The sequence below is a fragment of the Ruegeria sp. YTSC002 genome, assembly GCF_059609845.1.
The window spans coordinates 205,448-222,834 of the sequence record NZ_JBXWML010000003.1; the positions used below are offsets into that span (position 1 = coordinate 205,448).

Here is a 17,387-nt window from a genome sequence, read left to right on the forward strand (position 1 = left end):
ATTCCGGGCATCACATAGCCTCGAGGCTACAGAGGCGGAGCATGGTCATGAAACTCTTTGTCGGATTGGGAAACCCGGGACAGAAATACGCCCGGAACCGGCACAACATCGGGTTTATGGCCGTGGACCGGATTGCGGAAGATCATGGGTTTGGCCCATGGAAATCCAAGTTTCAGGGCGAAATCTCGGAAGGGCGGTTAGGGTCTGAAAAAATCCTTTTGCTGAAACCGCAGACCTTCATGAACCGGTCCGGTCAATCCGTGGGTGAAGCGATGCGGTTCTACAAGCTCGAGTCCACTGATGTTGTCGTGTTCCACGACGAGTTGGACCTCGCCCCGGGCAAAGTGCGGGTAAAGGCGGGCGGTGGACATGCGGGGCATAATGGCCTGCGTTCGATTCACGACCATATTGGTGCCGCCTATGATCGTGTCCGGCTTGGGATCGGACATCCGGGGCGCAAGGAGATGGTCTCGGCTTATGTCCTGAGCGACTTTGCGAAATCCGAGGCGGACTGGCTGGATGACGTCCTTCGGGGTGTTTCAGACGGAGCGCCCCATCTGGCGCGGGACGATGGTGGAAAATTCATGAACGCGGTGGCCTTGCGCACTGCGCCGCCCCGGTCGTCCAAGACGGCTGCCCCGAAAGCCGAAACCGCGCCTAAGGCACCTCCTGAACCACCGGCCGACGAACGGTCCGCCATGCAAAAGCTGTTGGACAGGTTCAAATAGCGCGGCGCCCTCTTTCCGTTACGTCGGCGTTGCGAAAGCGGGACGTCCGCGTTCCAATACCCGCAAACAAGGGAGGCTATGCGATGCGGTCCATATTGAAGTGGGTTCTGCGCATTGTGCTGGCGTTGGCTCTGGCCGCCGCTGCCGTTGGGCTTTGGAAACGCGAAGAGTTACAGCGCCTGATGGCGGTGAACTCTCTGTTTGCCGAGGACAGGATCGTTCACAACTTTTCCCACATGGATGAAGCATTTCTGACCGTGGATCTGCCACGCGGAAACGCCCCAACATGGGAACTGCCCTACGGCGAAGGTTTCGATCTTCCTGAAGGCACCGACACTTGGATCAATGAACGCTCTGTCACTTCTTTGCTCATCATGCACAACGGCAAGATCCGGTTCGAGGAATACTATCTGGGCACCGGTCCCGATGACCGCCGGATTTCCTGGTCAGTGGCAAAAAGCTATCTGTCGGCGCTTTTCGGCATTCTCCTGCAAGAGGGCGCAATCGAGTCGTTGGATGATCCCGTCGTCAAATACGCCCCCAAACTTGCAGACAGCGCATATAACGCGGCGACAATTCGGAACGTTCTGAACATGGCCAGCGGCGTCATGTTCGACGAGGATTATCTGGACCCGAAGTCTGACATCAACAGGATGGGCCGTGTGATTGCCCTGGGCGGTGAACTGGACGATTTCGCAGCCTCATTGCAGGACAGTTTCGCGCCGCCCGGTGAAACCTGGCAATACGTTTCCATAGACACTCATGTTTTGGGCATGGTGATACGCGGGGCGACCGGTCGCAGTGTTGCGGATCTTTTGACGGAAAAAATCCTTCAGCCCCTGGGCCTTGAGCGCGACGGATACTATGTCACCGACGGCGCTGGTGTCGCCTTCGTTCTGGGTGGTTTGAACTTCACGACACGTGACTTTGCGCGGTTTGGACAAATGATCCTGCAAGATGGGGTACTGAACGGTCGGCAAGTGGTGCCCGCCGACTGGATATTCGAGGCAACTCAACCCAGCGCCCCGACCGCTCAGGGGAAGATTGGGTATGGGTATCAGTGGTGGATTCCACGCGGCGCGCACGAGGGAGAGTTTCTGGCCCGGGGCGTGTATGGGCAATACATCTATTTCAATCAACCTCGCGGCGTTCTGATTGTGTCTACCGGCGCTGATCGGAAATTCCGCGACACTGGCGTAAATGACCAGAATATCGAAATGTTCCGCAAGATCGCAGAAAGCCTGTAAGGTGCCTTCATGCAAAAGCAAGACAGTATCAATGTACTTGGCGGTGTTCTGGCGCCCTGCTCACGCGACCCTCTGACCGGGTTCTTTCGGGATGGTGCATGCAATACCTGCCCCGAGGATCAGGGCAGCCATACCGTTTGTGCCGTGATGACGGCCGAGTTTCTGGCATTTTCTAAATACGTCGGCAATGATCTGAGCACCGCTCGGCCCGAATTCGATTTCCCGGGCCTCAAGCCCGGTGACAGCTGGTGTCTGTGTGCCGGCCGGTTCCTACAGGCCCATGACGAAGGATGCGCCCCAAAGGTTCACCTGGAGGCGACGCATCAACGCGCGCTTGAGATTGTGCCGCTTGAGATCTTGCTTCAGAACAAGGCGAATGCCTGACGGCCATTGCGCCCGGGCGAGACCTGATCCGCGATCCAGTCTCGCCCCAAGATCAGAACGCCATTTGCCAGATCAGGCTGATGCTGTAGTTTTCGAAACCGCTTTCACCGATGCCATCGTAGAACACGTTTGCTGCAAGCAAACTGTTGTTTTCCAGCCGGTAATCCAGGCCCAGATCCGCGCGGGCGCGGGCGGTGTCGCCAATCGGTGTCACGCCCGGGGCGGTGCCGGTACCGGAAGTCGTGCTCCAAATCCCTGAAAGCCCGCCCGTCAGCATCATCTCTCCGCGTGACACTTGCAGCGGGTGGCTGAAATCCATACCCAGCCGCGCCGTCGTCAAACTGAAATCCTGCTGTGGGATCAGATTGCCCAGACTATCGGTATAAGCTTTCTGATCGTCACTGGCATAGCTTACATCCAGCAATGGCATCAATGTCAGGGCACCACGCTTTATCTCACCGGTCACGCGCGACTGGACCAGCCAGCGATCACTGTCGAAACTGTCCTCGTAGGTGCCAAACGGTGAGATGTTGTTGTCGGCTTGTCCATAAAGAACACGCCCCTCGAAAAACACGGCATGATTGGGTATTTTTGCCACCACATAGGGACCAACCAGCCAGCCCGTACCATCCACGCTGGCCGGGCCGTTTTCCGTTTCGGCATAGTCGAACTGAAGCATGGCTCCGATCAACAGGTTCGAACTGACCTGACGATGCGCCCCGACAACAGCCAGTGCATAGGAGCTATCAAAATCATCCTGCGAGCTCCAGTTGCCGGTCACACTGAACCAGACGGGACGCGACGGATCACTGGCGAAATTCAGATACCCTGAGCCCTGCGTGACAGACGTGTCCAGAACACCCGACCCGGAACGTTGCAGAAACTGGGTCAGTTTCGGCTGGTTCGTCACAAGGCTGTTGGCCCGGGCGTTCTGAAACGCCTGAATCTGACGTTGAGCATTTGTCACGGCCTGAAGCGTGCTGACCCTGTTTGATTCCAGGTTCAGATTTCCAGCCGCGTCCGAGAACACCCCTGCGGGAATGAATAGCTCGATGGTGCCGTTGTTCTGGGGCGTCAAAGTGGCGACATAGCTGGTGCCGGACCCGGTCAGAGTGGCCGTTGCATTGGTGACGGACAGGTCGCCCACGGTGAAATCGGTGCTTGGTTCGCTCAGCGTAATGGTTGCTTGAAACGTTCCGCTGCCGGTCGGCGTCAAGGCTCCGATCGCTGCGGTCGGCTGCGTGGTATCCACCAGAACGCGCGTGTTGACGATTTGGGTGTTTGTTACACCGGACAACGCGATCTCATAGCGATAAAGCGGCCCGCCGACGGATTCGCGTGCGGTGAACGTAACTCCCAGATACCCGTCAGCCGCATAGGTGGAATCCGCGCCATCCTGGCTGAGAATGGTCGCGCCGATATAGCCCAGAGAAGCAAGGCCGGCAGGCGTGATTGCAGTCAGGTTCAGAATGCTGTTGTTGAAATAGAAACTGCCGCCGGGAACCTGCCCCGATCCCCCCAGGGACACAAAGGCAGTGCCTGAAGGCGGGATATTGTTGAAAAAGATACTTCCGCCGTTCGGTGTCGGAATCGAGGTTATGATGAAGCCGCCCCCAAGGGCCGCGCCCTGTTTCGCACTTCCGATCATGAGTGCTGAAATCAGAAAACAGAGGCACAACAGCCTCGAAATAACGGACCTAACCATTTTACCTCCTACAACACCGCGAGGGTGCTAAACACCAGGGTGTCCGGGCAGTTTTACTGTGCCCCGAACCGCGTCATCCATTGTCCCATCCATTGCAGAGACGCCCCTGAACCGGCCGCAACACCGCCAGTTACCCAATAGTTAATTCAATTTGGAGACGCTGTATAGAATTGGAAACGACTCAACTTTGGCGTGCGGGCCACATGGCCGTGCACAAACCGCAAGGCAAAGGTCAAAAAAATTCCGTAAAACACTTCGGACCCCGGTGTTTTCAGGGTGTCTTCACGGCGAAAGGTCACGACAAGCCGTGACTGTGCAAGTCACAAGCTCAAAATGTGCCGGTGACAAATTCTCGGCTTCTGCCGGGGTATTCGCAACAATCTCAGGTAGAGATAGCAACTGGCAGCCGTCGGGAAACAAAATGCGCGCACAATGAATGATCCAGGTTTCACGGCAGGCGGCGATTCCTCCGGCTTCTGACGTGTCTTCACATGCATCTTGGCGGCGATCTTTGTTGCAGGGCAACCTGCTTTCGGCGGACATGTCACATGTTTGACTACCCTGCCCGTCCTGCTTTGGACATTCAGGACGTTTCGCCTTAAAAAAAATTGTTTTCAAGGCTGCTTGAGCCATCGATCCCAAGACAGAGCAACCGGGACATGCCGCCCCGGTTTCCAATCAATCTGCCGAACGGCCTTCGGTATCGGACATGTCGAAGTTCAGATATTTGGCCACGGTCTGAACGTCCTTGTCTCCGCGACCACACATGTTCATGCAGATCAGATGATCTTTGGGCAATTCCGGTGCGATCTTCATCACATGGGCCAATGCGTGGCTTGGCTCGAGCGCCGGGATGATCCCCTCGGTTGCACAGCACAGCTGGAACGCCTCAAGCGCTTCCTTGTCGGTGATCGAGACGTAATTCGCACGGCCAATTTCGTGCAGCCAGGAATGCTCGGGCCCGATGCCCGGATAGTCCAGCCCGGCCGAGATCGAATAACCTTCGAGAATCTGGCCATCGTCATCCTGCAACAGATAGGTCCGATTGCCATGCAGCACGCCCGGCCGACCGCCGGTCAGGGAAGCACAGTGTTCCATTTTCTCGTTCACACCTTTTCCGCCCGCCTCGACGCCTATGATATTGACGTCCTTGTCGTCGAGGAACGGGTAGAACAGGCCCATCGCGTTCGAACCGCCGCCGATGGCCGCAATGATCGTATCGGGCAACCGGCCCTCGGCCTTCATCATCTGCTCTTTCGCTTCCTTGCCGATGATTGACTGGAAATCGCGGACCATTGCCGGATAGGGGTGCGGGCCAGCCACGGTGCCGATGCAGTAGAACGTGTCACGCACATTTGTCACCCAATCGCGCAATGCATCGTTCATCGCGTCCTTGAGCGTGCCGCGACCCGAGGTCACAGGGATCACCTCGGCCCCCAGAAGACGCATGCGGAATACGTTCGGGGCCTGACGCTGTACGTCATGTGCGCCCATGTAGACGATGCATTTCAAGCCAAACTTGGCACATACGGTGGCAGTGGCCACGCCGTGTTGCCCTGCCCCGGTTTCAGCAATGATCCGGGTCTTGCCCATGCGCCGCGCCAGAATGATCTGGCCCAGCACGTTGTTGATCTTGTGTGCGCCGGTGTGGTTCAACTCGTCACGTTTCAGATAGATCTTGGCGCCGCCCAGATGCTCGGTCAGGCGCTCGGCATGATACAGGGGCGACGGACGCCCCACATAGTTTGCCCACAAGTCATCCATCTCTGCCCAGAAGGTCGGATCATCCTTGGCCTTGTTGTATTCCTCTTCCAGCGACAGGATCAGCGGCATCAGTGTTTCACTGACAAAACGCCCGCCGAAGATGCCGAAACGTCCCTGTTCGTCAGGGCCGGACATGAAGGAATTGAAAAGATCGTTGGCCATGGGTGTCTCCCTCGTCGTATCTGTTGTTCATAGGTGGTGGCTGCGGGATTTGCCATGGGCAAAACGCATCATTCTGCCGCCTGCGTGCATTGACGCCAGACCTGTATCGCCTGCTCAGAGCTGGCGATATCGTTCCATGGGTAGTAGTGAAAACTGTGCATATCGGCCAAGCGGTCTGTTGCCAGCATACCCCATCCCTCCGTTTCGAGAGATACGCAGCAAGTTGTGTATCAGATCACCCAAGAGCGGTTGCAAAGTCGCGGATCAAGTCCGCGTCTTTCACACCCGGCGCACTTTCAACACCGGATGACACATCCACCTGACGGGCACCTGTCATCCGGACAGCTTCGGCAACATTCAGGGGTGTCAGGCCACCGGCCAGCAACCAAGGGCGCCGCCAGTATTTCCGCCCGGCCAGCAGCCGCCAGTCAAAGGCCAACCCATTGCCGCCCGGCAATTCGGATTCTCTGGGCGGTTTTGCATCGATCAGCAGTTGATCGGCCACTTCCGAGTAAAGATCGATGGCCGCCAGATCCTCGGCCTCGGCCACACCGATGGCTTTCATCACCGGCAAACCAAATCGCTCGCGAATTTCGGAAACCCGTTCGGGCGATTCCCTGCCATGCAGTTGAAGCATATCAAGCGGTACAGTCGAAACGATCCCGTCCAATTCTTCGTCAGTGGCATTCACGACCAAAGCCACCTTGGCAACGCCAACTGGGACCAGATGCGCCAGCTCTACGGCACGGGAAACATCCAGATTGCGCGGCGATTTCGGGAAGAAAACAAACCCGACATAGCCTGCCCCGGCTTCGGCCGCTGCGCGCACGTGATCAGGTGCGGTCAGGCCGCAGATTTTGAACCGAACATCAGGCATAGCGATCAGGCTCAGCTCGCCTCATCCAGAAGGGCAAGAACGTCGTCCTTGCCTTCGTTTTGCTTTTTCTTGAGTTTCTTGACTTCGCGCTCAAGCTTGCGCACTTCGGTCTTCTTCACGGTCGCATCGCGGCGGTGCTTGTGTTCCCGCAGCCATTCCCACAGGAAGCCAATAACCAATCCTGCTGCCACACCGCCCAAAACCACCAGAAACAGCGGCAGTGACGCGCTGAGGTTAAAACCCAGAAGCTCGGCCAGAGCATCCGGCATCAGTTTCAGTTCAACAGACTGAACATTGGCAAGAGACACGGAAATCAGAACGATCCCGAGGGCCGCCAGTAAAGCATATCGAAGGTAACGCATCATGGTGTCAGGCTTTACCGTTCAATCGATCCCTGAGCAACTTCCCAGTTTTGAAAAACGGTACACATTTTTCTTCGACCTGCACCGTTTCACCCGTGCGCGGGTTGCGCCCAACACGTGCGTCGCGTTTTTTCACGGAAAAGGCACCAAAGCCCCGCAGTTCGACACGGTCACCGCGCGCCATGGCGTCCGTGACTTCTTCGAATACGGTGTTCACGATCCGCTCCACATCACGCTGATAGAGATGCGGGTTTTCGTCAGCGATTTTCTGAATCAATTCTGAACGGATCATGCGTGATACCCTCCCAGGCAGCCGGTGTGACAGGTCTACTGTTTTGACAGTATAGGAAAAAACCCGGAAGGGGGGAACGGATACTCTGAGTTTTGAGGCTTTATTTTGCCACATTCTCGCGCGAAATTTTACCTGTCAGGCCAATTTCCACACTTAATGCGCGAGCAATACCACGAACAAGCCGATGAATTGGAACATATTGATTCGCAACAAAAACGGCCCCGCGCGGGTGCGCGAGGCCGTAATTCTTGTTCGGGATTGCACCCGAGCTTAGTCGCCGGATTTCAGCGCTGCACCCAGGATATCGCCCAGCGATGCGCCCGAATCGGAGGAGCCGTACTGTTCCACGGCCTCTTTCTCTTCGGCGATCTCGCGCGCCTTGATCGACAGGCCCAGACGACGGGTCTTGCTGTCGACGTTGGTGACGCGGACGTCGACCTTGTCACCGACCGAGAAACGCTCGGGGCGCTGTTCGGCACGGTCACGCGACAGGTCCGAACGACGGATGAACGACTTCATGCCTTCGTATTCGACCTCGATGCCGCCATCTTCGATCGCGGTGACTTCGACGGTGATGACCGAGCCACGCTTCACGCCGCCCACGGCTTCGGCGAACTTGTCACCGCCCAGGGCTTTGATCGACAGCGAGATACGCTCTTTTTCAACGTCAACTTCCGAGACGACCGCCTGAACGACGTCGCCCTTGCGGTAGTTCTGGATGGCATCCTCGCCACGCTCGTCCCAGGACAGGTCGGACAGGTGAACCATGCCGTCGATGTCGCCTTCGAGGCCGATGAACAGACCGAATTCGGTGATGTTCTTGACTTCGCCTTCGACCTCGGTGCCCTCGGGGTGTGTTTCTGCAAACACTTCCCATGGGTTGCGCTGAGTCTGCTTCAGGCCCAGAGACACGCGACGCTTGGCGCCGTCGATTTCCAGAACCATGACGTCGACTTCCTGGCTGGTCGAAACGATCTTGCCGGGGTGGACGTTTTTCTTGGTCCAGGACATCTCGGACACGTGCACCAGACCTTCGACACCGGCTTCCAGCTCGACGAACGCGCCGTAGTCGGTGATGTTGGTGACGCGACCCTGATGGACCGAGCCCAGCGGGTACTTGGCCGCAACCAGATCCCACGGATCTTCCTGCAACTGCTTCATGCCCAGGCTGATGCGGTGGGTCTCTTTGTTGATCTTGATGACCTGAACCTTGATGGTTTCGCCGATCGACAGGATCTCGGATGGGTGGTTCACACGGCGCCATGCCATGTCGGTGACGTGCAGCAGGCCGTCAACGCCGCCCAGGTCAACAAATGCGCCGTATTCGGTGATGTTCTTGACGACACCCTCGACGGTCTGACCTTCGGACAGGTTGCCGATGACTTCCGCACGCTGTTCGGCACGCGATTCTTCCAGGATTGCGCGACGCGACACAACGATGTTGCCACGGCGACGGTCCATTTTCAGAATCTGGAACGGCTGCTTCAGACCCATCAGCGGGCCGGCGTCGCGCACGGGGCGCACGTCAACCTGGCTGCCGGGCAGGAATGCAACTGCGCCACCCAGATCAACGGTGAAACCACCTTTGACGCGACCAAAGATTGCACCTTCGACGCGCTGGTCGTCGGCATATGCTTTTTCCAGACGGTCCCATGCCTCTTCACGGCGGGCCATCTCGCGCGAGATGACGGCTTCGCCACGGGCGTTTTCTGCGGCGCGCAGGTATACTTCGACCTCGTCGCCAACAGCGATTTCAGGGGCTTCGCCGGGATTTGCGAATTCTTTCAGATCAACGCGGCCTTCCATTTTGTAGCCGACGTCGATGATGGCCTGGCCGGCTTCGATCGCCAGAACCTTGCCTTTGACAACAGAACCCTCTTCGGGCGTGTCCATTTCGAAGCTTTCATTCAGGAGGGCTTCGAATTCCTCCATGGATGCGTTAGCCATGTGGCGTTGTTTTCCTTTACAATACGTTTTTGCTGGCCGAGCGGTTGTCTCCGCCGGTCTTGTTTCATGATGTCTTCAGGCGTGATCCGGTGCGCCCCTGAGCAAACAAACACAAAGGGCCGAGGTAACCCGGCCCTGCTCAGAAACGTCATCCGGACGTTGACCGCCCGTGTATCGACAGCGCGTCGTATAGGCGGATTCCCCGGTATGTGCAAGGGCAAAGCCCATATTTTCAAGGTTTGGCGGCCCTGTGCCCAGGCGCGTTGCCGGTTTTGAAACTCCAAACCCCGGCATCGCGCCGCAGCATGGCCTGTTCGATTGCGTCCAATCGCATCAACGCTGCGGAAGGATTGCACGCACCTCCAGCCCGGTTCCAGATTTTCTGCGCAGAAACGGGGCTCCACGGCAAGCTTGCCGAGGCCAACCACTGGCGCAGCCCTGACGGCAGAGAGTCGTAAACCTGCATAGGCGATGCCTTTCGTCTCCGACGTTTGAGGGTGCTCCGCAAGTTCCGCCCCCTTGTTTGCCCTTGTTTCTTCTGTTGTCGCAATACGGCCGCCTTTCGTAGTTTATATGTAATTACATTACATATCGACAAAGCAGGCGGAAGCAAAAAGGACGGGGAGTTTACGCCCCGCCTTTCCTGCAAACACTCCCTGCGCAACGGGCAGGAAGCATTCAGAACAGTTGCAGATCCTTTTTGCCGCTTTGAATTTCAGCAAAGTTCGGCATGTTCTCGATGACAACAGGGGCTGGTGCCGTGCCCGGCATCGCCACTGTCGGTTTCATTGCCGCGGCCATTCCAAAGGCAGGTTGCTCAAGCTCCCCCCGGATATCGCGCAACAGTGTTTTGTGATCCGGCATCGACTTGATGATTTTCGCCAGATCCATTTTCGCGTTCTTCATGCCCTGGAACCAGATCGGTTTCTTCAACGGTCGAAGTCGATCACGGATGCCTGAACCATAGCCGGTATCATAGACCTGTTTGCCCAACAGAACGGTTTGATAAACGCGGCTGTCAAACAATGTGGCGAACTCGATATCGTGGTCCATCGGCAGGCGATACTGCCACAATTCAAGATTTTCGGCCAACCGATCCGGTATCTTCATCTCGGTGCGCGCATCGATCCAGTATTGGTCATCGGTACGGTTGCCCAACCGATAGTGCAAACAGATGAATTCCAGAACCTCGTTATAGAGCTTGTCCATCTGCCGATTGTATCTGTCCCTCAGCGAAGGCTCGATGTCTCGCGTAGGCAAATGCTCGGCGAACCAGCGTATCGCATGGTCAATCATATGGATCGCCGTGCTTTCCAGCGGTTCAATGAACCCGCCGGACAGGCCTATGGCCACGCAATTCTTGACCCAGGCATTGCGCACGCGACCGACCCGCATCGGGATCACGCGCGGTGTCAAACCTTTGCCGCTGTCACCCAGCCATTCAAGGTATTCGTCCGCGGCCTGATCATCCGTGCGGTGTGCCGACGAATAGACATATCCTGTGCCCACGCGGTTAAAAAGCGGCACGCGCCATGTCCAACCTGCGCCCAAGGCAGTGGATCTTGTGGCGCTTTCGATCTTGTCAGGATCCGGATGTTCGATCTGCAACGCCATGGCCCGATCATTGGGCAAGTAGTCAGAGTAATCCAAAAATGGCTCACCGAGTGCCTTGTTGATGATCAGCCCGCGAAACCCGGTGCAATCCACGACCATCTCAATGTCATGGCGGCCTTTTGCCTCGAGCATGAGATGACTGACATTGCCCTGTTCATCCAACTCGACCGTTTGCACCTCATCCCGGATATGCTCCACTCCGCGCTTCGTGCAGACCCTGGTCAGCATGCCTGCAAACTTTACGGCATCCAGGTGATAGGCATACCCAAACCGTTGCTCGAATTCCGGCTGGCCCAACGGACGCGCGCCTTTGCACAAACGGGCCAGATCATCATGCGGTGATATGGACTGCGTGAAATCCCTGTCGCCATTGCCGAAGCGCAGGTAATACTCGGCGGCCTCCAGCCCCTCAAGCATCTGGCCGTGCGCAAAGGGATTCATGTAATCGATGCGATTGCCCTTGGCGTCATTGTTCCAGTTGCAGAATTTCACGCCCAGCTTGAAGGACGCGTTGGTCTCGCGGAAGAAACTCCGCTCTGAAATGCCCGCCTGACGCAGCGTGACAGGCATGCGCGGAACCGTAGCTTCACCCACCCCCACGGTCGAGATATTCGGGCTTTCGATCAGGCATATTTTCGGTCGATCCTTGGGCGCTGACGTACGGGAAAATACCATGTCCAGGATCAGCGCGGTCATCCATCCAGCCGTACCGCCACCCACGATGGTGATTTTGTTCAAACGATTGTTCATGTAGTTTTGTCCCTGTTGGCTTGGGAGTTTTTTGCTGCGCCCCCGTTTTATGTGCGGGTTGTGTCGCAGCTTTCCCTTTTCGCTGGGAAGAAACTATAACAGCTTTCCCGAATCCATCTAGGGCCTATGACGAACCGGACTGAAGACCCGGCCGTGCAACGACGGCCAGTCCGCTGGCGTCACGCCAATCCCAAATTCACGGTGCCGCTCAGATCTCTTCGCCTTTCTTCAGCAGCTCTTCAATCAGCTCTCGTTGCAGATCGGTGCTGTCGCCGCCTCCGAACTCTGCCGCGCCGCCGGAATACAGGGTGCCATATGTCCTGGCGATGTTCACAGTCTGGGCCAGCCCCGAGATCAACTGGTCTTTTTCCAACAGGGACAACGGATGGATAAACGCAGCCCACAAGGTGCCATTGGCGATCGCGTACCGGGCATCCAGCGTACTGTCGAAATTGGCCTGCATCATTCGGATCAAGTCTTCCTCCGACAGGGCCTCGGCGCTGCGGATCGGGACCATGGCCCGCATCCGATCCGCATTGGTGTCGGTGATGACCAAGACCTGCACCCCTGCAATCGTCAATTGAAACCCGGGACCGCTCGGCTCCGCTTCGGGGTCAAGTGCAAAAAGAATGTTGCCCAGCCGTTCATACGTCATCGGCGGTTCAGCTTCGGGTGGGCTTTGCACTGTCTCTTGCGCGGCAAGGCTTCGGGCAATGAAAACAAGAATGAGGGCTAATCGGATCATGATGACACTCCTGCGGGCATTCTATCAGCATAGGTGCGAAAACCCGCACTGACCAAACAAAGCTTGGTGAATGCGCCTTCCCTCAATTCAGATACTTGTACGATCTGCAATATCTGATGGCCTATCTGCGATTACACGTCCAACTTTCATCCCCTAACTATGTTTCACCGGTCGACGATCCGATCGACCCGAACCCAGAACCAAAAGGAAACGTGTAATGAAAACCATCGTCTTCACCGCCCTGGCAGCTGCTATCGCCCTGTCCACTCCGGCTTTTGCCGCCGACGAAATCAACGTGTCGAACGGCATCTCGGCCGCAGGCGCCCCGCTTGCCGCACATGGGGTCGATCTGGTTGCATTGGTCAATGATGGCAACCCGGTCGAAGGCTTCGCCACCCACTCGGCGACCTATGATGGCGCATCCTATTACTTCACCACCGCCGCCAACCTCGAAGCGTTCGAGGCGAACCCGGCGGCCTACCTGCCGCAGCATGGTGGGTTCTGCTCGTTCGGGGTGTCAGTCGGCAAGAAGTTTGACGGAGACCCGGATCAGTACCTGGTAGCAGATGGAAAACTGTACCTGTTCCTGAACGCCGAAACCCGCGCGGCCTTCCTGAAGGACGTTCCCGCCACCGCAAAAACGGCGGATGAACAGTGGGCAAACATCAAAAGCATCGCCGTAGGCGAGCTGTAAACTCCGCCCCCCTGCCTGCGACGTCAGCGCGTCGCGGGCAGTTTCGCGCTGATGATTTCAAGCGCTTTGGCCAATGCAGCCTCGATGCTGAGGTCTGTTGTATCCAGTTGCACTGCATCCTCAGCTGGCTTCATCGGCGCAGCGCTGCGCTCTGCGTCCCGCGCATCCCGCTCTTTGACATCTGCCAGAACCTGTTCGCGCGTCACGTCAGCCCCTTTTGCGCTAAGCTCCAGAAACCGGCGTTCGGCTCTTACCTCCGGGCTGGCCGTTACAAACAGCTTCACCTCGGCATTGGGACAAATCACCGTCCCGATGTCGCGCCCATCCAAGACCGCCCCGCCTGACCTTCGGGCAAAGGCGCGCTGAAAATCCACCAAGGCAGCGCGAACCTCGGGGATCACCGCCACTTTGGAGGCGGCCTGCGCGATTTCAGCCGTGCGCAGATCACCCTGCTCAAGCTCTTCGGCGGTCAGGGCCTGCGCAGCTTCAAGCGCACCAAACCCTTCGAGGGTACGCCGCCCGACGGCGCGATACAGCAAGCCGGTGTCCAGATGTGCGAACCCGAAATGCGCCGCAACGGCCTTGGAGATCGTGCCCTTGCCCGCAGCCGCAGGTCCGTCAATCGCGACAGTGAAGCTCACCTGCGCTCTACCTTTGCACCAAGCGACGCCATCAACGGCTCAAAAATCGGGAAGGAGGTCGCGATCGGGCCACCATCATCCACGCTTACCGGGTTCATCGCGCCCATGCCCATCACCATGAAGGACATGGCAATACGGTGATCCAGGAAGCTTTCGCACGTTCCGCCACCCGGAACCTTGCCGATGCCCAACCCTTCGACCGACCACCAGTCGTCACCCTCGTTGACCGTGACGCCGTTGGCGCGCAGACCGCGCGCCATGGCATCGATGCGGTCGCTTTCCTTCACCCGGAGTTCCTTCACTCCGCCCATCATCGTGGTGCCCATGGCGTTTGCGGCAACCACGGACAAAACGGGGTATTCGTCGATCATCGAGGCCGCGCGTTCAGGCGGCACGTCAATGCCCTTCATGTTTGGCGAGTATTTCGCGCGCAGATCGGCAACTGGCTCGCCGCCCTCTTCGCGTTCGTTTTCATAGGTCAGGTCGGCACCCATCTCGCGCAGCGTCGTGAACAGGCCCGCGCGCGTGGGGTTCAGGCCGATACCCGGCACCAGAACGTCCGAACCGGGCGTGATCAGCGCCGCGCAAACCGGGAAGGCCGCGCTGGACGGGTCGCGCGGTACGGCGATGACCTGCGGCTTCAATTCGGGGCGCCCCGTCAAAGTGATGACCCGGCCTTCATCGGTGTCTTCCACCGTGATTTCGGCACCGAACCCGGACAACATCCGCTCGGAATGATCGCGGGTTGCCTCTTTCTCGATAACCACGGTTTTGCCGGGGGCATTCAGCCCCGCCAGCAGGACGGCGGATTTCACCTGGGCCGAGGGCACCGGAACTTCGTACCGGACCGGAGTCGGGTCCGCCGCACCGACGATCGTCATTGGCAAACGCCCCCCCGAGCGGCCCACGGCCTGCGCACCAAACAACGCAAGCGGATCCGTTACCCGCGCCATGGGACGCTTGTTCAGGCTGGCATCCCCGGTAAACGTTGCCACAATCGGCGAGGTCGCCATGGCACCCATGATCAGTCGCACCCCGGTGCCGGAATTGCCGCAGTCAATCACCTGATCCGGTTCGGCAAACCCGCCGACACCCACGCCATGCACGGTCCATTCGCCGCCGCCATGATCTGTGACTTCTGCCCCGAATGCCCGCATTGCCTTTGCGGTGTCCAAGACGTCCTCACCTTCGAGCAATCCCGAGATCCTGGTCTCGCCCACGGCCATCGCACCAAGGATCAACGACCGGTGCGAAATCGACTTGTCGCCCGGCACCTCTGCCGTGCCGGTCAGCGGGCCGCAGGGATGCGAGGTCATCGGGATGGGCGTTCCGTGTCCGGACATGGGGGCTCCTTTTGCGCTATCAGTGCTCAAGCCGATTAGCGAATTGGCACCGGTTGGTCCAGCGGCAATCAGTCTTTGCGGCGGAAGGTCAGGTAATGGGGCGTGCGACCTTCACGCAAGGCCTTCTGCTCGTAGCGTGTGGAAATCCAGTCTTCCCACGGCTCGCGCCAATCTGCGGGGCGTTCGGCCAGCCACTCGAACCCGGCGCGGGGGACTTCCTCCAGCGTCTGCCGCACATAGTCGGGGATGTCCGTGGCGACCCGGAAGATCGATCCGGGCTTCAGGACCTTCGCCAACGGTTCAAGATGTTCCGGTGTCACGAAACGGCGACGGTGATGCCGGGTTTTGGGCCACGGGTCAGGATACAGAAGGAAGGCGCGCGATATACTGGCCTCTGGCAGCACGTCGAACAGGTCTCGGGCATCGCCGGGATGCACAGCAAGGTTATCAACCCCCGCCTGCCGAATTTTGCCCAACAGCATGGCAACGCCGTTGATATAGGGCTCGGCCCCGATGATGCCGATGTCGGGGTTGCTTTGCGCCTGATGAACCAGGTGTTCGCCGCCGCCAAAGCCGACTTCCAGCCAGACCGGCTTGCCGCCGAACAACGTGTTCAGGTCCAACGGCCTGCGGTCGGGGTTTGTGTCCCAATCCACCGCACCGGGCGACAAAGCCGCCAGATCTTCGTTCAGATAGGTCTTTTGGCTGGGCTTCAGGGTCTTGCCCTTGAAGCGGCCATAGAAGTTTCTGCGCGGGCGTTGTGGGGTCTCGGTGCTCATGGCGGTCGCCATACTGCGCGCCAGAGAACGTTGCAAGGGCGCGCGGTACGCACAAGGAAAAAGCGCGCCCTGAAAGGCGCGCTTTGTGTTGTTCAGATCAGACTGCGGCTTTCAACGCATCGACCAGATCGGTGCGCTCCCAGCTGAAACCACCATCATCGCTCGGCTGGCGACCAAAGTGGCCGTAAGCAGCTGTGCGCTGATAGATCGGTTTGTTCAGTTGCAGATGCTGGCGAATGCCGCGCGGTGTCAGATCCATGACCTCACCCACAGCTTTTTCGATAACCGCATCCGCCAATTGGCCGGTTCCATGGGTGTCGGCGTAGATCGACAGCGGCTTGGACACGCCAATCGCATAGCTCAGCTGAATCGTGCAGCGTTCGGCCATGCCCGCCGCCACGACGTTTTTGGCCAGATAGCGTGCTGCGTATGCTGCCGAGCGGTCAACCTTGGTCGGGTCTTTGCCCGAGAACGCGCCGCCGCCATGCGGGGCCGCGCCGCCATAGGTATCCACGATGATCTTGCGCCCGGTCAGGCCCGCGTCACCATCCGGTCCGCCAATAACGAACTTGCCGGTCGGGTTGACGTGCCATTCGGTTTCTGCCGACAGCCAGCCGTCGGGCAGGGTTTCACGGATGTAAGGTTCTACGATGGCGCGGATATCATCAGAAGACAGCGCTTCATCCAGATGCTGCGTAGAAAGAACGATCGAGCTGACACCAACCGGTTTGCCATCCTGATAAACGACCGACAACTGCGACTTTGCATCGGGGCCCAAAGCAGGTTCGGTGCCGTTCTTGCGTACTTCCGCCAGACGCCGCAGGATAGCGTGCGAGTACTGGATCGGTGCAGGCATCAGCGCCGGAGTTTCAGTCGTGGCATAACCAAACATGATGCCCTGGTCGCCGGCGCCTTCGTCCTTGTCATCCGCCGCATCAACGCCCTGAGCGATATGGGCGGATTGTTCGTGCAGCAGGTTGGTTACTTCGACGGTTTCGTGGTGAAACTTGTCCTGCTCGTAACCGATGTCTTTCACACAATCACGAGCGATCTGTTCGATGCGCCCCATGTAGTCGTGCAGCTTGTCTTGATCAGACAGGCCTACTTCGCCACCGATCACAACCCGGTTGGTTGTTGCAAAGGTTTCGCAGGCCACACGGGCTTCTGGTTCTTCGTTGAGAAATGCATCAAGGACAGCATCCGAGATACGGTCGCAGACCTTGTCAGGATGCCCTTCGGAAACGGATTCCGAAGTAAATGTATAGTTCTGTCGGGACATAAATGCGCTCCATTAGGGGTTTCTCCGCCACGCCAGGAAGCCGTTGTGACAGGTCACAGACGCATACGCGCGCT

The 17,387-nt window shown here is 58.0% G+C and carries 18 protein-coding genes and 1 riboswitch; of the genes, 4 read left to right on the forward strand and 14 right to left on the reverse strand.

Annotated features, from left to right (window positions below):
* Nucleotides 1–47 precede the first annotated feature (47 nt).
* From pth to AC2FFD_RS08595, 3 genes are all read left to right on the forward strand, one after another.
* The gene (gene pth / locus AC2FFD_RS08585) at nucleotides 48–728 is read left to right on the forward strand and encodes an aminoacyl-tRNA hydrolase (RefSeq protein ID WP_170344931.1); all 681 of its coding nucleotides are present in this window, start codon (nucleotides 48–50) and stop codon (nucleotides 726–728) included.
* An 83-nt stretch (nucleotides 729–811) separates the two neighbouring features.
* Nucleotides 812–1,975, forward strand: a complete 1,164-nt coding sequence (locus AC2FFD_RS08590; RefSeq protein ID WP_257600186.1) for a serine hydrolase domain-containing protein — start codon at nucleotides 812–814, stop codon at nucleotides 1,973–1,975.
* 9 nt (nucleotides 1,976–1,984) lie between these two features.
* Entirely contained in the window at nucleotides 1,985–2,359 is a 375-nt protein-coding gene (locus AC2FFD_RS08595; RefSeq protein ID WP_170344929.1) for a DUF2237 family protein, read from the forward strand.
* A gap of 52 nt (nucleotides 2,360–2,411) precedes the next feature.
* Here the strand turns inward: AC2FFD_RS08595 and AC2FFD_RS08600 are convergent, their stop codons facing one another.
* From AC2FFD_RS08600 to AC2FFD_RS08645, 10 genes are all read right to left on the reverse strand, one after another.
* Entirely contained in the window at nucleotides 2,412–4,064 is a 1,653-nt protein-coding gene (locus AC2FFD_RS08600; RefSeq protein WP_496872834.1) for an Ig-like domain-containing protein, read from the reverse strand.
* Between the two features lie 282 nt (nucleotides 4,065–4,346).
* A complete protein-coding gene (locus tag AC2FFD_RS08605; protein ID WP_496872835.1) occupies nucleotides 4,347–4,697 on the reverse strand; it encodes a hypothetical protein in 351 nt (116 codons plus the stop codon).
* A 45-nt stretch (nucleotides 4,698–4,742) separates the two neighbouring features.
* Complete coding sequence (gene trpB, locus AC2FFD_RS08610) at nucleotides 4,743–5,990, reverse strand: tryptophan synthase subunit beta (protein WP_170344927.1); 1,248 nt, start codon at nucleotides 5,988–5,990, stop codon at nucleotides 4,743–4,745.
* A gap of 235 nt (nucleotides 5,991–6,225) precedes the next feature.
* Nucleotides 6,226–6,867 carry a phosphoribosylanthranilate isomerase gene (locus AC2FFD_RS08615; RefSeq protein ID WP_496872836.1) on the reverse strand — a complete coding sequence of 214 codons (642 nt, stop codon included), beginning with the start codon at nucleotides 6,865–6,867 and terminating at the stop codon, nucleotides 6,226–6,228.
* A gap of 11 nt (nucleotides 6,868–6,878) precedes the next feature.
* Nucleotides 6,879–7,229, reverse strand: a complete 351-nt coding sequence (locus AC2FFD_RS08620) for a lipopolysaccharide assembly protein LapA domain-containing protein (protein WP_496872837.1) — start codon at nucleotides 7,227–7,229, stop codon at nucleotides 6,879–6,881.
* 7 nt (nucleotides 7,230–7,236) lie between these two features.
* Nucleotides 7,237–7,521, reverse strand: a complete 285-nt coding sequence (gene ihfB / locus AC2FFD_RS08625) for an integration host factor subunit beta (RefSeq protein ID WP_050603110.1) — start codon at nucleotides 7,519–7,521, stop codon at nucleotides 7,237–7,239.
* Between the two features lie 270 nt (nucleotides 7,522–7,791).
* A complete protein-coding gene (gene rpsA / locus AC2FFD_RS08630) occupies nucleotides 7,792–9,468 on the reverse strand; it encodes a 30S ribosomal protein S1 (RefSeq protein WP_170344924.1) in 1,677 nt (558 codons plus the stop codon).
* Between the two features lie 232 nt (nucleotides 9,469–9,700).
* Entirely contained in the window at nucleotides 9,701–10,132 is a 432-nt protein-coding gene (locus AC2FFD_RS08635) for a DUF6525 family protein (protein WP_496872838.1), read from the reverse strand.
* 14 nt (nucleotides 10,133–10,146) lie between these two features.
* A complete protein-coding gene (locus tag AC2FFD_RS08640) occupies nucleotides 10,147–11,832 on the reverse strand; it encodes a tryptophan halogenase family protein (RefSeq protein ID WP_170344922.1) in 1,686 nt (561 codons plus the stop codon).
* Nucleotides 11,833–12,040: 208 nt separating this feature from the next.
* A complete protein-coding gene (locus AC2FFD_RS08645) occupies nucleotides 12,041–12,577 on the reverse strand; it encodes a hypothetical protein (RefSeq protein ID WP_257600183.1) in 537 nt (178 codons plus the stop codon).
* A gap of 217 nt (nucleotides 12,578–12,794) precedes the next feature.
* Here AC2FFD_RS08645 and AC2FFD_RS08650 point away from each other — a divergent pair, with 217 nt between their 5' ends.
* Nucleotides 12,795–13,271 (forward strand): YHS domain-containing (seleno)protein, encoded by a 477-nt coding sequence (locus AC2FFD_RS08650; RefSeq protein ID WP_171726659.1) that lies wholly within the window; start codon nucleotides 12,795–12,797, stop codon nucleotides 13,269–13,271.
* Between the two features lie 23 nt (nucleotides 13,272–13,294).
* Here AC2FFD_RS08650 and cmk read toward each other — a convergent pair whose 3' ends face one another.
* From cmk to metK, 4 genes are all read right to left on the reverse strand, one after another.
* Nucleotides 13,295–13,912 carry a (d)CMP kinase gene (gene cmk, locus AC2FFD_RS08655; protein WP_170344919.1) on the reverse strand — a complete coding sequence of 206 codons (618 nt, stop codon included), beginning with the start codon at nucleotides 13,910–13,912 and terminating at the stop codon, nucleotides 13,295–13,297.
* Nucleotides 13,909–15,255, reverse strand: coding sequence for a 3-phosphoshikimate 1-carboxyvinyltransferase (gene aroA, locus AC2FFD_RS08660; RefSeq protein WP_170344918.1), 1,347 nt, complete (start codon nucleotides 15,253–15,255; stop codon nucleotides 13,909–13,911). Before aroA ends, cmk begins: the two co-directional genes overlap by 4 nt.
* A gap of 68 nt (nucleotides 15,256–15,323) precedes the next feature.
* On the reverse strand, nucleotides 15,324–16,034 hold the full coding sequence (gene trmB / locus AC2FFD_RS08665; protein WP_496872839.1) for a tRNA (guanosine(46)-N7)-methyltransferase TrmB: 711 nt from the start codon (nucleotides 16,032–16,034) through the stop codon (nucleotides 15,324–15,326).
* A 97-nt stretch (nucleotides 16,035–16,131) separates the two neighbouring features.
* Nucleotides 16,132–17,313, reverse strand: a complete 1,182-nt coding sequence (gene metK / locus AC2FFD_RS08670; protein ID WP_496872840.1) for a methionine adenosyltransferase — start codon at nucleotides 17,311–17,313, stop codon at nucleotides 16,132–16,134.
* Between the two features lie 5 nt (nucleotides 17,314–17,318).
* A riboswitch (SAM-SAH riboswitch) is annotated at nucleotides 17,319–17,368 on the reverse strand.
* Between the last annotated feature and the right edge of the window lie 19 nt (nucleotides 17,369–17,387).

Coding starts and splice junctions, on each gene's coding strand:
- AC2FFD_RS08645 (WP_257600183.1), bottom strand. CDS start 12,577: ATGATCCGATTAGCCCTCATTCTTGTTTTCATTGCCCGAAGCCTTGCC.
- trmB (WP_496872839.1), bottom strand. CDS start 16,034: ATGAGCACCGAGACCCCACAACGCCCGCGCAGAAACTTCTATGGCCGC.
- metK (WP_496872840.1), bottom strand. CDS start 17,313: ATGTCCCGACAGAACTATACATTTACTTCGGAATCCGTTTCCGAAGGG.
- AC2FFD_RS08650 (WP_171726659.1), top strand. CDS start 12,795: ATGAAAACCATCGTCTTCACCGCCCTGGCAGCTGCTATCGCCCTGTCC.
- AC2FFD_RS08640 (WP_170344922.1), bottom strand. CDS start 11,832: ATGAACAATCGTTTGAACAAAATCACCATCGTGGGTGGCGGTACGGCT.
- trpB (WP_170344927.1), bottom strand. CDS start 5,990: ATGGCCAACGATCTTTTCAATTCCTTCATGTCCGGCCCTGACGAACAG.
- AC2FFD_RS08590 (WP_257600186.1), top strand. CDS start 812: ATGCGGTCCATATTGAAGTGGGTTCTGCGCATTGTGCTGGCGTTGGCT.
- pth (WP_170344931.1), top strand. CDS start 48: ATGAAACTCTTTGTCGGATTGGGAAACCCGGGACAGAAATACGCCCGG.
- AC2FFD_RS08600 (WP_496872834.1), bottom strand. CDS start 4,064: ATGGTTAGGTCCGTTATTTCGAGGCTGTTGTGCCTCTGTTTTCTGATT.
- ihfB (WP_050603110.1), bottom strand. CDS start 7,521: ATGATCCGTTCAGAATTGATTCAGAAAATCGCTGACGAAAACCCGCAT.
- AC2FFD_RS08605 (WP_496872835.1), bottom strand. CDS start 4,697: ATGGCTCAAGCAGCCTTGAAAACAATTTTTTTTAAGGCGAAACGTCCT.
- AC2FFD_RS08615 (WP_496872836.1), bottom strand. CDS start 6,867: ATGCCTGATGTTCGGTTCAAAATCTGCGGCCTGACCGCACCTGATCAC.
- AC2FFD_RS08620 (WP_496872837.1), bottom strand. CDS start 7,229: ATGCGTTACCTTCGATATGCTTTACTGGCGGCCCTCGGGATCGTTCTG.
- rpsA (WP_170344924.1), bottom strand. CDS start 9,468: ATGGCTAACGCATCCATGGAGGAATTCGAAGCCCTCCTGAATGAAAGC.
- aroA (WP_170344918.1), bottom strand. CDS start 15,255: ATGTCCGGACACGGAACGCCCATCCCGATGACCTCGCATCCCTGCGGC.
- AC2FFD_RS08595 (WP_170344929.1), top strand. CDS start 1,985: ATGCAAAAGCAAGACAGTATCAATGTACTTGGCGGTGTTCTGGCGCCC.